11 protein-coding genes are annotated in these 15,925 nt (G+C 73.6%); 7 read left to right on the forward strand and 4 right to left on the reverse strand.

The features are described from left to right. Positions 1-439: 439 nt before the first annotated feature. From OG553_RS24695 to OG553_RS24710, 4 genes are all read right to left on the reverse strand, one after another. Positions 440-2,851 carry a transglutaminaseTgpA domain-containing protein gene (locus OG553_RS24695; RefSeq protein WP_405981076.1) on the reverse strand — a complete coding sequence of 804 codons (2,412 nt, stop codon included), beginning with the start codon at positions 2,849-2,851 and terminating at the stop codon, positions 440-442. Next, positions 2,848-4,203: a DUF58 domain-containing protein gene (locus tag OG553_RS24700; RefSeq protein WP_405981077.1), complete on the reverse strand. Its 1,356-nt coding sequence runs from the start codon at positions 4,201-4,203 to the stop codon at positions 2,848-2,850. Before OG553_RS24700 ends, OG553_RS24695 begins: the two co-directional genes overlap by 4 nt. After that, a complete protein-coding gene (locus OG553_RS24705) occupies positions 4,203-5,213 on the reverse strand; it encodes an AAA family ATPase (RefSeq protein WP_405981078.1) in 1,011 nt (336 codons plus the stop codon). Before OG553_RS24705 ends, OG553_RS24700 begins: the two co-directional genes overlap by 1 nt. A 137-nt stretch (positions 5,214-5,350) precedes the next feature. Next, positions 5,351-5,938: a beta-class carbonic anhydrase gene (locus OG553_RS24710; RefSeq protein WP_405981079.1), complete on the reverse strand. Its 588-nt coding sequence runs from the start codon at positions 5,936-5,938 to the stop codon at positions 5,351-5,353. 305 nt (positions 5,939-6,243) lie between these two features. On the opposite strand from OG553_RS24710, the gene rsmH reads away from it, so the two are divergent. The 7 genes from rsmH to murD all read left to right on the forward strand — a co-directional run bounded on the left by rsmH (position 6,244) and on the right by murD (position 15,870). Continuing rightward, positions 6,244-7,173, forward strand: a complete 930-nt coding sequence (gene rsmH, locus OG553_RS24715; RefSeq protein WP_405983125.1) for a 16S rRNA (cytosine(1402)-N(4))-methyltransferase RsmH — start codon at positions 6,244-6,246, stop codon at positions 7,171-7,173. Beyond that, positions 7,170-7,712 carry a hypothetical protein gene (locus OG553_RS24720; RefSeq protein WP_405981080.1) on the forward strand — a complete coding sequence of 181 codons (543 nt, stop codon included), beginning with the start codon at positions 7,170-7,172 and terminating at the stop codon, positions 7,710-7,712. The genes rsmH and OG553_RS24720 overlap by 4 nt, the downstream gene beginning before the upstream one ends. Before the next feature lie 411 nt (positions 7,713-8,123). Further along, the gene (locus OG553_RS24725) at positions 8,124-10,214 is read left to right on the forward strand and encodes a peptidoglycan D,D-transpeptidase FtsI family protein (protein WP_405981081.1); all 2,091 of its coding nucleotides are present in this window, start codon (positions 8,124-8,126) and stop codon (positions 10,212-10,214) included. A 37-nt stretch (positions 10,215-10,251) separates the two neighbouring features. Then, a complete protein-coding gene (locus OG553_RS24730; protein WP_405981082.1) occupies positions 10,252-11,955 on the forward strand; it encodes a UDP-N-acetylmuramoyl-L-alanyl-D-glutamate--2,6-diaminopimelate ligase in 1,704 nt (567 codons plus the stop codon). Further along, on the forward strand, positions 11,952-13,376 hold the full coding sequence (murF, locus tag OG553_RS24735) for a UDP-N-acetylmuramoyl-tripeptide--D-alanyl-D-alanine ligase (protein WP_405981083.1): 1,425 nt from the start codon (positions 11,952-11,954) through the stop codon (positions 13,374-13,376). Before OG553_RS24730 ends, murF begins: the two co-directional genes overlap by 4 nt. Beyond that, positions 13,373-14,443 (forward strand): phospho-N-acetylmuramoyl-pentapeptide-transferase, encoded by a 1,071-nt coding sequence (gene mraY / locus OG553_RS24740; protein ID WP_405981084.1) that lies wholly within the window; start codon positions 13,373-13,375, stop codon positions 14,441-14,443. Before murF ends, mraY begins: the two co-directional genes overlap by 4 nt. Beyond that, complete coding sequence (murD, locus tag OG553_RS24745; RefSeq protein ID WP_405981085.1) at positions 14,425-15,870, forward strand: UDP-N-acetylmuramoyl-L-alanine--D-glutamate ligase; 1,446 nt, start codon at positions 14,425-14,427, stop codon at positions 15,868-15,870. Before mraY ends, murD begins: the two co-directional genes overlap by 19 nt. Positions 15,871-15,925 lie beyond the last annotated feature (55 nt).

The raw sequence follows: 15,925 nt of genomic DNA on the forward strand, positions 1-15,925 counted from the left end.
AAGACAGCAGACTGGAGGTCATGGACAGGGCCGCTCGGCCCGCACCGCGGACACGGGGCCGCGGAGCGGACCGGGTCCCTGCACGGGGAAACGGAACGCCGGTGCGGCGGGCTCGGGGGGAACGAGCCCATGCCGCACCGGCGTTTTCCTTTGGCTGGTGCCGGTCGCTCCGGTGCCGGTCGCTCCGGTGCCGGTCGCTCCGGTGCCGGTGGGCCGTCCGCGGGTGGGTTGCCGCTGCGCGGGGCTGGTCCCCTACCCGCCCTTCAACCGTTCTCGCCCTCAATCGCCGGGCGCGGCTCAATACACGGCGCTACCGCGCCCGCGCCTCAAACGCCGGCGGGGCTGGATTTTCCAGCCCCGCCGGCGTTTGAGGCGAGAACGTGTGAAGGGCGGGTAGGGGACTGCCCCGCGCAGCGGTCGGCACCGTCGGCCGGCCAGGTCAGCCGCGGCCCCGGAGGGGGAGGCGGGCCGTCAGGGACGACAGGCGGGCCGAGCCGGCGGCGACGCGGAGCGAGAGCGCGGCGGTGACGCGCGCCCCCGAGCGGGGCAGGAACAGGGCGCGCGCCCGGGACCAGCGGTCCGCGGCGGCCAGCAGGGCCGCCCCCGCCGCCCGGACGTCGGCCGCCAGCTCCGGGTACGAGAGGTCCGTGCCGGGCGGGGCGTACAGCGCCCGCTCCACCGCGCCCGCGACCCGGTGGACCGCCTGCGCGGGCTCACCGTCCAGCTTGCCCAGGACCACGATCCGGCCCGCCGCCCGCCGCGGCGAGAGCGCCTCGTCGGGCGGGATGCCCACGTCCCAGGCACTGTCGCCGAGCTCCCGCCAGGCGGCCAGCACGTCCGGGGAGGACAGCCGCCGCTCGCGGACCCGGCGGCGCCACAGCAGCGGCAGCAGCAGGAGCGCGACGAGGACCAGCACCCCGCCGGTCCAGCCGAGGACCGCGCCCAGCGGGAAGCCGCCGGCGCCGCCGCCGGTGTTCTGCTGGGCGGCCGGCACCCCGCACTCGCCGAGCTTCTTCAGCTCCGGCGGGCACGCCTCGGCCTGCGAGGGCATGGGCGCCGGGGCCGAAGCCGACTGCGAGGGCAGTGCGGACGGCGCGGACGGCTGCGGGGCCGGGGCCTCGGTGCGGCTGTATTCGGGCAGCGAGATGCCCGAGCGGGGCGTCGGCTCGAAGCGGGTCCAGCCCACGCCCTCGAAGTACAGCTCGGGCCAGGCGTGGGCGTCGCGCATCGAGACGTTCACGCTGCCGTCGGCCTGCTTCTCGCCCGGGGTGAAACCGACCGCGACCCGTGCCGGGATGCCCAGGGAGCGGGACATGGCCGCCATCGAGAAGGCGAAGTGGACGCAGAAGCCCTCCTTGTCCGCCAGGAAGCGGGCGATGGCCTGCGAGCCGGTCCCCGAGGACACCTTGGTGTCGTAGCGGAAGCCGCCGTTCACCGCGAAGAAGTCCTGGAGCCGCACGGCCCGCGTGTAGTCGTCCTGCGCGCCCTGGGTGACCTTCCGCGCCGTCTCCGCCACCACCGGCGGCAGGTTGTCCGGGAGCTTCGTGTACTCGTCCCGCACCAGCGGGTTCGGGGCCGGCGCGGCCTGGAGCTGCGCGGCCGTGGGCCGCAGCAGCAGGCTCCGTACGGTGTACTGCGCGCCCTGCACGTTCTGGAAGCGGTCCTTGCCCAGCTGGTCGCCGACCAGGGTCCGGCCGGCCGGCTCGTACCGCCACTTGCCGGCGATGTCGATCTGCGTGGCCGGGTACGGCATCGGCAGGTAGCGCTGGGCGTACGTCTCCGCCGCCGAGACGGAGGTCCGCACCTCGGTGGCGCCCTCGCGCACCCGGTCGCCGAGCCCGGTCGGGTTCGGCAGCCGCTCGGGCACGTCCGTCAGCGGACGCCCGGAGGCCTCCCACTTGACGCCGTTGAACTCGTCCAGCGCCAGGATCCGCAGGTACTGCTCGCCGAGCTGGGGGCTGTCCGTGCGGTACTTCAGCACCACCCGGTTGTCCTGCGCGTTCAGGCTGCTCTGCAGCGAGACCAGCGGGTTCACCGCCGAGATGGTGCCGCCGCCGCGGCCCGACGCGGCCGTCTCGTCGCCCGGGTTGCCGAGCAGCCCGCCGCCGAGCGAGGGCAGCACGGCGGGCACCGCCACGGCCACGCCCAGGGCGACCACGCCGATCCGGCGTCCGAAGCGCACGGGCGCCACGGCCCGGCCGCCGCCGGCGCCGCCCCCGTACCCGGAGGCGGCCGACACCCGGCTGCTCGGGGCTCCGCCGAAGACCCGGCCCCACTGGGCCAGCCGGTCGCGGCCCTCCGACAGCAGCAGCATCAGGTAGCCCGCGCCGGCCAGCAGGAAGGCGAACCAGGAGCCGCCCTGGCCGGTGGAGAGCCCGGCGGCCACCGAGTACAGCGCCAGCAGCGGCAGCCCGGCCGCCGCGGCGGTCCGCAGCGTCACCGCGAGCACGTCCACCAGCAGCCCGATCAGCAGCACCCCGGCCAGCAGCAGCAGCCGGATGCCGTCGGTCAGCGGGGCCGGTATGGCGAACTCGCCCACGTCCCGCACGCCCTGCTGGAACAGCGCCCCGAAATCGGTGACCAGGAAGGACAGCGGCCCGCTCCCGGTGGACTCGGCCTTCCCCGCGAAGAGGAACGCGAGCAGCAGCAGCGACACCAGCAGCTGTGCCGCCACGGTCAGCGACCGGGCCAGCGGCACCCGCCGCCCGCCCGCGCCGACCGCGGCCTGTACGCCGAGCAGCGCGGCGGCCTGGAGCAGCCAGCCGGAGGACTCCACCAGCGGAGCCAGCGACCAGGAGGTCAGCAGCGTCGCCAGCATTCCGAAGAGCGTCACCCGCGTGCGCCCGCTCATCCCCGTCCTCCCAGGGTCTCCGGGCCGAGGGGAGCGTTCCCGGCCTGCCGCCACAGTTCGGCGAAGGCGGCGCCGGGCGGGACGGCCAGTGCCGTCCAGCCCGCGTCGCGCAGCCTGCGCAGTCGCTCCTCCGCCCGCGAGGGGGTCGCGGTCCAGGTCGCGGAGTCCAGTACGAACGCCACCGCGGCCGCGCTGCGCTGCCGCATCCGGGCCGCCAGTTCGGTCTGTTCGTCGTCGAGGTCGCCGAAGAAGGCGATGAGCAGGCCGTCGCCGGCGGAGGCGGCCGGGTTCGTCCCGCCGCCGCGGACGGCGTCGTAGGCGCGGCCGAGCCCGCTGCCGTCGGAGTGGCCGACGACCGCGAGGGTGTCCATCATCAGTCCGGCCGCCTCGGCGGTCTCGGTCCCGCCGGAGGAGAAGCCGCCGCCCTCGCCGGGCACCGAGTCGCCGGTGTCGGTCAGCAGCCGTACCGAGAAGCCCTGCTCCAGGACGTGCAGCAGGGTGGAGGCGGCGGCGGACACGGCCCATTCGAAGGCGGAGTCGGGGCCCGCGCCCTCGTAGGCCAGGCCGCGGGTGTCCAGCAGGACGGTGGCCCTGGTGCGCTGGGGCTGTTCCTCGCGGCGCACCATCAGTTCGCCGTAGCGGGCGGTGGAGCGCCAGTGCACCCGGCGCAGGTCGTCGCCGCGCCGGTAGGTGCGCGGGATGACGTCGTCCTCGCCGGACAGGGCGAGCGAGCGGCGGCTGCCGTCGCCGTAGCCGCCGGCCTCGCCGGTCATCCGGACGGCGGGCAGGGGCTGGGTGCGCGGGACGACGGTGAGGGTGTCGTAGGCGGTGAAGGAGCGGGTCAGCTCGACCAGACCGAAGGGGTCGGTCAGGCGCAGCTGGAGGGGGCCGAGGGGGTAGCGGCCGCGCAGGTCGGAGCGGACCCGGTACGACACCTCGCGGCGGCCGCCGGATTCGACGCGGTCCAGTACGAAGCGGGGCCGCGGGCCGAGCACGTAGGGCACCCGGTCCTGGAGCATCAGCAGTCCGGTGGGGACGCGGGAGACGTTCTCCAGCCGCAGCTGTACCCGGGCCTCCCCGCCGGCGGGCACCCGGGGCGGGGTCAGGCGCCGGACGGCGGTGACCCGGTGGCGGGTGCGGTGGAGGGCGATGACGCAGATCAGGGGCAGGACGACGAGCAGCAGTCCGACCCGCAGCAGCTGGCCCTGGCCCAGTACGTACGCGCAGACGGCGGCGGCGGCCCCGGCGGCCAGGAACGAGCGGCCCCGGGTGGTCAGCCCGGCCAGCGAGGCGCGCAGCCCGCCGGGGTCCCTGACCTGCCCGCCGGCGCCGTGCGGGGCACCGGCCGCCATCAGAAGCTCCGGGCGGCCGCGCCGGGCGGCATCTCGCCGCGGTGGTGGGCGGCGGGGACGGGGGTGCGCTGGAGGATGTCGTGGACGACCTGTTCGGCGGTGCGCCGGTTCAGCTGGGCCTGGGCGGTGGGCAGCAGCCGGTGCGCGAGGACGGGGGCGGCCAGCTGCTGGACGTCGTCGGGCAGGACGTAGTCGCGGCCGGACAGGGCGGCGGAGGCCTTGACGGCGCGCAGCAGGTGCAGGGTGGCGCGGGGCGAGGCGCCCAGGCGCAGTTCCGGGTGGCTGCGGGTCGCGGAGACCAGGTCGACCACGTAGCGGCGTACGGGTGCGGCGACGTACACCTCGCGGACGGCTTCGATCAGCTTGACCACGTCGTGGGCGTGCGCGACGGCGGTGAGGTCGTCGAGCGGGGAGGGCCCGCCGTGCACGTCGAGCATCTGGAGCTCGGCCTCGGGGCTGGGGTAGCCGACGGAGACGCGGGCCATGAAGCGGTCGCGCTGGGCCTCGGGGAGGGGGTAGGTGCCCTCCATCTCGACCGGGTTCTGGGTGGCGACGACCATGAAGGGGCTGGGCAGGGCGTAGGTGGTGCCGTCGATGGTGACCTGGCGCTCCTCCATCGACTCCAGCAGCGCCGACTGGGTCTTGGGGGAGGCGCGGTTGATCTCGTCGCCGATGACGATCTGCGCGAAGATCGCGCCGGGCTTGAACTCGAACTCGCGGCGCTGCTGGTCGTAGATGCTGACGCCGGTGATGTCGGACGGCAGCAGGTCGGGCGTGAACTGGATGCGCTGGACCGAGCAGTCGATGGACTTGGCGAGGGTCTTCGCCAGCATCGTCTTGCCGACGCCGGGGACGTCCTCGATGAGGAGGTGTCCCTCGGCGAGCAGCACGGTCAGCGCGATCCGTACGACCTCGGGCTTGCCCTCGATCACGCTCTCGACCGACCGGCGGACCCTCTCGGCCGTGCTGGTCAGATCAGCGAGGCTCGCTCGGTCGTCGTACGTGGTCACCTGGTTCTCCTCGGCCCTTTCTACGGGCCGGCGCCCTTGGCGCATGAACCGGCCCACCCCGAAACACGGACACCGTCCCGGAGGGGTTCCGGGTGACGTCTCCCCGCATTCTTGACGGCGTCCGCCGGGTCTGTCACTCAGGTGGCCGGATCGATCTCCCGCAGGAGCCCGGTGTGCACGTCGAAGACGAAGCCTCGCACATCGTCCTTGTGGAGCAGGAAGGGGTTCGTCCGGACCCGCTGCATGGACTGGCGGACGTCCTGGTCGACGTCGCGGAAGGCCTCCACGGCCCAGGCGGGGCGCTGGCCGACCTCGTCCTCCAGCTCGTGCCGGAAGTCCTCGGTCAGGCTTTCGAGGCCGCAGCCGGTGTGGTGGATGAGTATGACCGAGCGGGTGCCGAGGGCGCGCTGGCTGATGGTGAGCGAGCGGATGGTGTCGTCGGTGACCACGCCGCCGGCGTTGCGGATGGTGTGGCAGTCGCCGAGTTCCAGGCCGAGGGCCTTGTGCAGGTCGAGGCGGGCGTCCATGCAGGCCACGACGGCCACGTGCAGGACGGGGCGGGCGTCCATGCCGGGGTCGGTGAACTTGGCGGCGTAGCGCTCGTTCGCCGCGACCAGGCGGTCGGTGACGGAGGCGCCGCTCGATGCCTGGGGCGTGGGGCTGGCGGGCAGGGATGCGGAAGTCGTCATGGTTATGACGTTAGTGGTCACAGCCCGGAGAGGCATTGAGTGAGGGTGGACAAAGAAGGTCAACGAGCCTTGTTGTGAGCTAACCCACAGGAGTGAGACGGGGGCCGCTGTTCGGGTGATTCGCGGCTTTTGGGCTTTGCCCGGGGGAAGGGCGCACCGGGCGCGGGGCGGTTCGTTGACCGCGGCGACCGTTGCACTAAAGTGACGCGAACCGGCCGGAGCCCGGCCCTCACCGGCCGCCCGGCCCCCTGGTAACACTCCGCGTGCGCGGCGCGGCGTATGCCTGCCGCGCCGTTATCTGAGAGGGCGCTTTGACTAGCGAGTCCCGACATGTCCCGGTGATGCTCCAGCGGTGCCTGGACCTGTTGGCCCCGGCGCTGGAGAGGCCGGGGGCCGTCGTCGTCGACTGCACCCTCGGCCTCGGCGGCCACAGCGAGGCCCTGCTGACCCGGTTCCCCGAGGCGCGACTGATCGGCCTCGACCGCGACAAGGAGGCCCTGCGGCTCTCCGGGGAGCGGCTCGCGCCCTTCGGCGACCGGGCCACCCTCGTCCACGCGATCTACGCCGACCTCGCCGAGGTCCTCGACAGCCTGGGGCTCCCGTCCGTCCAGGGCGTCCTCTTCGACCTCGGCGTCTCCTCCATGCAGCTCGACGAGGCCGACCGCGGGTTCGCGTACGCCCAGGACGCGCCGCTGGACATGCGCATGGACCAGACGACCGGCATCAGCGCCGCCGAGGTCCTCAACACCTACGCCCCCGGCGAGCTGGTGCGGATCCTGCGCCAGTACGGCGAGGAGAAGCAGGCCAAGCGGATCGTGTCGGCGATCGTGCGGGAGCGGGAGAAGGAGCCCTTCTCCAACAGCTCGCGCCTGGTGGAGCTGATCCGCGACGCCCTGCCGCAGGCGGCCAAGCGCACCGGCGGCAACCCCGCCAAGCGGACCTTCCAGGCCCTGCGCATCGAGGTCAACGGAGAGCTCTCCGGGCTGGAGCGGGCCATCCCGGCGGCGGTCGACCGGATCGCGGTCGGCGGCCGGATCGCGGTGCTCTCGTACCACTCCCTGGAGGACCGGCTCGTGAAGCAGGTCTTCGCCGCCGGCGCCACCTCCACGGCCCCGCCGGGGCTGCCGGTCGTCCCGGAGAAGTACCAGCCGAAGCTGAAGCTGCTGACGCGCGGCGCCGAGCTGCCGACCGAGGAGGAGATCGCCGAGAACCGGCGGGCCGCCCCGGCCCGGTTCCGGGGCGTCGAGCGCATCCGCGAGGCGCGGCTGTGACCAAGGCCCGGGCGGGCGGCGCCGCCCGGCCGAGGCCGCAGGGCGGCGGCGGGGCGGCGCGGATGCCGTTCGTCCTGCTGGTGGTGGCGCTGCTCGCGGGCGGGCTGATCAGCCTGCTGCTGCTGAACTCGGCGCTGAACGAGGGCTCCTTCCAGCTGAGCCGGCTGAAGAAGGAGACCACCGCTCTGACGGACGAGCAGCAGGCGCTCCAGCGGGACGTGGACTCCTACTCGGCGCCGGACGCGCTCCAGCGGCGGGCGCGCGAGCTGGGGCTGGTGGCGGGGGGCAGCCCCGTCTTCCTGGGCCCCGACGGCAGGACGGCGGGCACGCCGGTGCCGGCGGAGGCCCCGCCGGTGGCTCCGCCGGTTCCGCAGGGTCCCGCCCCGGCCTCGCCCGCCCCCTCGGCCCCGGCCGCCGCCCCGGCCCAGCCCCCGGCCGCCGCCCCGGCCCAGCCCCCGGCCGCCGCCCCCGGCCAGACCCCGGCCCAGACCCCGGCTCCCAGCGGTACCCCGCAGCCCACCCCTACGCCAGGCAGGTGACGTCGTGACGCGGACCCCTGCGGGGCAACTCCCCGCCCCGCCCTTCCACCGTTCCCCGGGCGCCGCCCGGCCCCGCGCCTCAATCGCCGGCGGGGCTGGTCGCCCGGGCTCCGCCCGGGCCCGTGCCGCGGATGCCGGCGGGGCTGGTTGGTCGGGCTCCGCCCGGGCCTGTGCCGCGGATGCCGGCGGGGCTGGTTGGTCGGGCTCCGCCCGGGCCCGTGCCGCGTGCGCCCGCGGGGCTGCGTTCGGCTCCGCCCGGACCCGCGCCGCGCGCGTCGGCGGCTCCGGCCCCGTCCGGCCCGGCGGGGCACGCGACGGGTTCCCGGTGGGGCAGGGGATCGCGGAACGCGTGACGGGCCTGCTGGGCCACGCCGCTTCCGGTTCTCGCCCGGTCAGGGCAGGGGTCGCGGGGTGTGTGGCGGGCCCGCTCGGCCTCGCCGTCCCCGGTTCCCGCCGGGTCAGGGCAAGGGCCGTCCTCGGTTCCCGCGCGGCCCGGGCGATGGGCCCGCTCGGGCACGGCGTTCCCGGTTCCCGCCCGGCCAGGGTGAGGGGGGCGCGGTGAGCCCCAAGGCGGCGGTGCCGCGGGCCAGGGGGAACGGGCGGCCGGGGCAGCCGCACACCATCCGGCTCGGGAACCCGAAGCCCCGGCTGCGGCTGGTCGGCGTCGGGCTGACCCTGGTCATGCTCGCCTTCGTCGTACGGCTCCTCCAGGTACAGGCCGTCGACGCCTCCGCGTACTCCGCCAAGGCCAGCGAGAACCGCTTCGCCAGCCACACCCTGGCCGCCGAGCGCGGGGAGATCACCGACCGCAAGGGCGTGGCCCTGGCCACCAGCGTCGACGCGTACGACATCACCGCCGACCCGAAGATGTTCACCCCGCAGGAGAGCAAGGCCCCCGACGCCCCCCAGCAGGCCGCGGCCCTCCTCGCGCCCATCCTCGGAGCGGACGCCGGAGAGCTCGCCAAGCGCCTCCAGACCAAGAACAGCCGCTACGTGATCCTGGCCCGCCGCCAGACCCCCCAGGTCTGGAACCAGATCAAGGACCTCAAGAAGCTCTTCGCCGACAAGGCGGCCGCCGACAAGAAGAAGAACGGCCCCGGAGCCAACGTCATCGCCGGCGTCTTCAACGAGGTCAGCAGCAAGCGCGTGTACCCGGGCGGTGACCTCGCCGCCGGGATACTGGGTTACGTCAACGCCGACGGCAAGGGCGGCGGCGGCCTGGAGTCCGCCCTCGACAAGAAGCTCGCCGGCAAGGACGGCGAACTGACCTACGCCCAGTCCGGCGGCCGCCGCGTCCCCACCGCGGGATCCAGCGAGAAGCCCGCCGTACCCGGCGACGACATCGAGCTGACCATCGACCGCGACATCCAGTGGGCCGCGCAGAGCGCCATCGCCGAACAGGTCGAGAAGTCCGGCGCCGACCGCGGCTACGTCATCGTCCAGGACACCCGCACCGGCGAGGTGCTGGCCATGGCCAACGCCCCCGGCTTCGACCCCAACGACCTCACCCGGGCCCGCTCCGCCGCGATGGGCAACGCCGCGCTCCAGGACGTGTACGAGCCCGGCTCCACCGCCAAGGTGATGTCGATGGCCGCCGTCCTGGAGGAGAAGAAGGCCCGCCCCGACACCCACGTCGAGGTCCCCAACCGGCTCCACCGCGGCGACCGGCTCTTCAAGGACGACATCGACCACCCGACCTGGTACCTCACCCTCAACGGGGTCCTCGCCAAGTCCTCCAACATCGGCACCATCCTGGCCACCGGCCAGCTCGGCGCCACCCAGTCCGAGGCCAACAGGGTCCTCTACTCCTACCTGGACAAGTTCGGCATCGGACGCCCCACCGGCCTGAACTACCCCGGCGAATCCCGCGGGATCCTCGCCAAGCCCGAGGCCTGGTCCACGTCCCAGCAGTACACGATCCCCTTCGGCCAGGGCCTGTCCCTCAACGCCATGCAGGCCGCCTCCGTGTACTCCACCATCGCCAACGGCGGCGTCCGCATCACCCCGACCCTGGTGCGCGGCACCAAGGGCCCCGACGGCCGCTTCACCCCGGCCCCGGCCCCCGAACAGACCAAGGTGATCAGCGCCGAGACCGCCAAGACCCTCGCCGAGATGCTCGAATCCGTGGTCGACGACCAGGAGGGCACCGGCACCAAGGCGAAGATCCCCGGCTACCGGGTCGGCGGGAAGACCGGCACCTCCAACCGGGTGGATCCGGCCACCGGCCGGTACAAGGGCTACACCGCCTCCTTCGCCGGCTTCGCCCCCGCCGACAACCCCCGCATCACCGTCTACTGCGCCATCCAGAACCCCACCAAGGGCAGCTACTTCGGCGGCCAGATCTGCGGCCCGATCTACAAGACGGTCATGGAGTTCGCCCTGAAGACCCTCCAGGTCGCGCCCACCGGAACGGCCCCCGCCGGCCTCCCCGTGACCTACGAGGCGGCCCCGCCGCCCGCCGCCCCGAGCAGCGCCCCCACCGGTCCCCAGCCCGGACCGTGAACCGACCGTCCAGCCACCAGAGCGCGAGGCACGACCAGTGACAACGATCACCCCGGAACCGGGGAACCAGACGGCCGCCGGCGCCGAAGCGGGGCCCTCGCTTCGCGAGCGGCCCGCCGCGCCCGGTACGCTCACCGCCGTGCCCCACGCTGATCAGCCCAGAACCGCCCAGAAAGACGCCCCGGCAGCGCCGCCGGGAGCGCCCCGGCCCATGTCCGTGCGATCGGTCCCGCTGCGCGAGCTCGCCCACCTGGTCGACCTCGAAGCACCGGGCGACCCGGCCGGCCCGTCGATCACCGGCATCACGCACGACTCCCGTGCCGTGCGCCCCGGCGACCTGTACGCGGCCCTGCCGGGCGCCAAGACGCACGGCGCGGACTTCGCGGCCCAGGCGCTCGCGAACGGCGCCGCCGCCGTGCTGACCGACATCGCCGGGATGAAGCGCGCGGAGGCGACCGGCCTGCCGGTCCTGGCCGTCGCCGACCCGCGCGGCCGGATGGGCGAGCTCGCCGCCGAGATCTACGGCCGGCCCGGCGAGGCCCTGCTCCAGCTCGGCATCACCGGCACCTCCGGCAAGACCACCACCGCGTACCTCGTCGAAGGCGGACTGCGCGCGGCGGGCCGCACCACCGGACTCGTCGGCACCGTCGAGATGCGCATCGGCGACGAGCGCATCAAGTCCGAGCGGACCACCCCCGAGGCCACCGACCTCCAGGCCCTGTTCGCCGTCATGCGCGAACGCGGCGTCGAGGCCGTGGCCATGGAGGTCTCCAGCCACGCCCTGGTGCTGGGCCGGGTCGACGGCTGCGTCTTCGACGTCGCCGTCTTCAACAACCTGAGCCCGGAACACATGGAGTTCCACACCGGCATGGAGGACTACTTCCAGGCCAAGGCGCAGCTCTTCACGGAGCGCCGGGCCCGGATCGGCGTGGTCAACTTCGACGACGAGTACGGCCGCCGCCTCGCCAAGGAGGCGCCGATCCCGGTCGTCACCTTCTCCGCCGCCGGCGACCCGGCCGCCGACTGGCGCGCCGAGGACGTGGTCAGCGGCCACATGGACTCCACCCTGACCCTGGTCGGGCCCGAGGGACAGCGCGTACGGGCCAAGGCCCCGCTGCCCGGCCCGTTCAACGTCGCCAACACCGTCGCCGCGATCGTCACGCTCGCCGCCGCCGGACTCGACCCGCAGACCGCCGCCGACGGCGTCGCCGCGGTCCCCGGGGTCCCCGGCCGCCTGGAGCGGGTCGACGCGGGACAGCCGTACCTGGCCGTCGTCGACTACGCCCACAAGACGGACGCCGTCGAGTCGGTGCTGCGCGCCCTGCGCGAGGTCACCACCGGCAAGCTGCACATCGTCCTCGGCTGCGGCGGCGACCGCGACACCACCAAGCGCTCCCCGATGGGCGCCGCGGCGGCCCGGTACGCCGACACCGCCGTCCTGACCTCCGACAACCCGCGCTCCGAGGACCCCCTGAGGATCCTCGCCGCGATGTTCGAGGGCGCCGTCTCCGTGCCCGCCGAGGAGCGCGGCACCGTCCTCGTCGACGCCGACCGGGCCGCGGCCATCGCCGCCGCCGTCGCGCGCGCCGAGGCCGGCGACACCGTCCTCGTCGCGGGCAAGGGCCACGAGCAGGGCCAGGACACCGCCGGCGTCGTACGCCCCTTCGACGACCGCGCCGTGCTCCGCGCGGCCATCGAGAACCAGCAGCTCAGCGTCCGACAGGCCGAGGTGGACCAGTGATCGCCCTTTCCCTCGCCGAGATCGCCGACATCACCGGCGGGCGGCCCCACGACATACCGGATCCGTCGGTGCGGGTGGACGGACCCGTCGTCATCGACTCCCGCCAGGTGGAGCCCGGCAGCCTGTTCGCCGCCTTCGAGGGCGAGCACGTCGACGGCCACGACTACGCCGAGCGCGCCGTCGCCGCCGGCGCCGCCGCCGTCCTCGCCGCCCGGCCCGTCGGCGTACCGGCGATCGTGGTGCCCGACGTGGAGAAGGCGCTCGGCGCCCTCGCCCGCACCGTCGTCGAACGTCTCGGCACCGACGTGGTGGCCCTGACCGGCTCCGCCGGCAAGACCTCCACCAAGGACCTCATCGCCCAGGTGCTCCAGCACCACGCGCCCACGGTGTGGACGCCCGGCTCCCTCAACAACGAGATCGGCCTGCCGCTCACCGCCCTGAAGGCCACCGCGGAGACCCGCCACCTGGTCCTGGAGATGGGCGCCCGCGGCATCGGCCACATCGCCTACCTGACCGGCCTGACCCCGCCGCGCATCGGCCTCGTCCTGAACGTCGGCACCGCCCACATCGGCGAGTTCGGCGGCCGCGAGGCCATCGCCCAGGCCAAGGGGGAGCTGGTCGAGGCCCTGCCGTCCGAGGCCGAGGGCGGCGTCGCCGTACTCAACGCCGACGACCTGCTCGTGCGCGCCATGTCCGCCCGCACGAAGGCCCGTACGGTCCTCTTCGGCGAGGCCGAGGACGCCGACGTGCGCGCCACCGAGGTCCGGATGACGCCCGCGGGACAGCCCTCCTTCACACTCCACACACCGACCGGGTGCAGTGATGTGACCTTGCGGCTGTACGGTGAGCACCACGTGTCGAACGCGCTCGCCGCGGCCGCCGTCGCCCATGTCCTGGGCATGCCGGTCGAGGAGATCGCCACAGCGCTCTCCGGAGCGGGCACGCTGTCCCGGTGGCGGATGGAGGTCACCGAGCGCGAGGACGGCGTGACGATCGTCAACGACGCCTACAACGCGAACCCGGAGTCCATGCGGGCCGCCCTGCGCGCACTCGTCGCGATGGGGGAGGCCGGCAAGGCGGACGGGGGACGTACGTGGGCGGTGCTCGGCCCCATGGCCGAGCTCGGCGACGAATCGCTGGCCGAGCACGACGCGGTGGGGCGGCTTGCCGTCCGGCTCAACGTGAGCAGGCTCGTGGCAGTCGGGGGCAGGGAAGCGTCCTGGCTGCAACTGGGCGCATATAACGAGGGTTCGTGGGGTGAGGAGTCGGTGCTCGTGTCCGACGCGCAGGCGGCGGTCGACCTGTTGCGCAGTGAACTGCGCCCGGGGGACGTCGTGCTGGTGAAGGCTTCCAGGTCGATCGGCCTGGAGCGGGTCGCGCTGGCGTTGCTGGAGCGCGAGGGCGGGGTCGCCGACCGATGAGGCAGATCCTGTTCGCCGGTGTCATCGGCATGTTCCTGACCGTGATCGGCACGCCGCTGCTGATCAAGCTGCTGGCCCGCAAGGGCTACGGCCAGTTCATCCGCGACGACGGCCCCCGCGGCCACGCCGGGAAGAAGGGCACGCCCACCATGGGCGGTATCTCCTTCATCCTGGCCACGCTCATCGCGTACGCCCTGACGAAGGTCATCACCGGCGAGTCGCCGTCCTTCTCGGGCCTGCTGGTCCTGTTCCTGATGGCGGGAATGGGCCTGGTCGGCTATCTCGACGACTACATCAAGATCGTCAAGCGGCGTTCGCTCGGTCTGCGGGCCAAGGCCAAGATGGCCGGCCAGCTGATCGTCGGCATCGCCTTCGCGGTGCTCGCGCTCCAGTTCAAGGACTCGCGCGGGCTGACCCCGGCCTCCGACAAGCTGTCGTTCGTCACGGACTTCGGCTGGTCGATCGGCCCGGTGCTGTTCGTGGTCTGGGCGCTGTTCATGATCCTGGCCATGTCCAACGGCGTGAACCTCACCGACGGTCTGGACGGTCTGGCGACCGGTGCCGCCGTGATGGTCTTCGGCGCCTACACCTTCATCGGCGTCTGGCAGTTCCAGGAGTCCTGCGCCAACGCGGCCGACCTCACCAACCCGAACGCCTGCTTCGAGGTGCGCGACCCGCTGGACCTCGCGGTCGTCGCCTCCGCCCTCATGGGCGCCTGCTTCGGCTTCCTGTGGTGGAACACCTCGCCCGCCAAGATCTTCATGGGCGACACCGGTTCGCTCGCGCTGGGCGGTGCCCTCGCGGGTCTGGCCATCTGCTCCCGCACGGAGTTCCTGATGGCCCTCCTCGGCGGCCTCTTCGTGCTCATCACGATGTCGGTCGTCATCCAGGTCGGCTCCTTCAAGCTGACCGGGAAGCGCGTCTTCCGGATGGCTCCTCTCCAGCACCACTTCGAACTCAAGGGCTGGTCCGAAGTCCTTGTCGTGGTCCGCTTCTGGATCATCCAGGGCATGTGCGTGATCGTCGGTCTCGGTCTCTTCTACGCGGGATGGGCAGCAGACAAGTGACCTCCTGGCAGGACAGGAACATCACCGTCGCCGGCCTCGGCGTGAGCGGCATCAGCGCCGCCCGCGCCCTGGCCGGCCTCGGCGCCGTCGTGACGGTCGTCGACGGCGGCGACAGCGAGGGCCACCGGGCCCGGGCCGCGGAGCTGGAGGCGGAGGCGGAGGGCGTCTCCGTACGCCTCGGCGACGCCGAGACCCTCCCCGAGGGCACCGAGCTGGTCGTGACCTCCCCGGGCTGGAAGCCCGACAGCCCGCTCTTCCTGGAGGCCGCCGAGGCCGGTGTGGACGTCGTCGGCGACGTCGAGATCGCCTGGCAGCTGCGCGGCGAGGACGCGGCCCCCTGGCTCGCCATCACGGGCACCAACGGCAAGACCACCACCACCCAGATGCTGGCCTCGATCCTGCGGGCGGCCGGTCTGAAGACCGCCGCCGTCGGCAACATCGGCACCCCCATCATCGACGTGGTGACCGGCGACGAGCAGTACGACGTGCTCGCCGTCGAGCTCTCCAGCTACCAGCTGCACTGGGCCCCCTCGGTGCGCGCCCACTCCGCGGCCGTGCTCAACCTGGCCCCGGACCACCTTGACTGGCACGGCTCCATGGAGGCGTACGCCGCCGACAAGGGCCGCATCTACGAGGGCAACACCATCGCCTGCGTCTACAACGTCGCCGACCCGGCCACCGAGCACCTGGTCGAGGAGGCCGACGTCGAGGAGGGCTGCCGGGCCATCGGCTTCACCCTCGGCGCCCCCGGCCCGTCCATGCTCGGCGTGGTCGACGGGATCCTCGTCGACCGGGCGTTCGTGGAGAACCGGCAGAAGAACGCCCAGGAACTGGCGCACGTCGACGACGTCAACCCGCCCGCCCCGCACAACATCGCCAACGCCCTCGCCGCCGCCGCCCTCGCCCGCGCCTTCGGCGTCGAGCCGCGCGCGGTCCGCGACGGGCTGCGCGACTTCCGTCCCGACGCGCACCGCGTCGCGTTCGTGGACGAGGTCCACGGGGTCCGGTACGTCGACGACTCCAAGGCCACCAACACCCACGCCGCGGAGGCCTCCCTCGCGGCCTTCGAACCGGTCGTCTGGATCGCCGGGGGCCTCGCCAAGGGCGCGACCTTCGACGAGCTCGTCCAGAAGTCCGCGAAGCGGCTGCGCGGCGTCGTGCTGATGGGCGCCGACCGGGCGCTGATCGCCGAGGCGCTGGCGCGACACGCGCCCGAGGTCCCGGTGACCGACCTCGAACGGACCGACACTGGGGCGATGCTCGCAGCGGTCCGGGAAGCGGCCCGGCTCGCGGAGCCCGGGGACACGGTCCTGCTGGCGCCCGCGTGTGCGTCGATGGACATGTTCGCGAACTACAACAAGCGTGGGGACGCGTTCGCCGACGCGGTGCGCGAACTGGCCTCCGGGAGTGCCGCGGACACGGCCTAGGCCGGGGCGCCGGTACAGGTTCCCTCCGGCCGGCCGCTCGCCTCGTACGAGTGGA

Source organism: Streptomyces sp. NBC_00158, assembly GCF_045160885.1.
Lineage (GTDB): Bacteria > Actinomycetota > Actinomycetes > Streptomycetales > Streptomycetaceae > Streptomyces.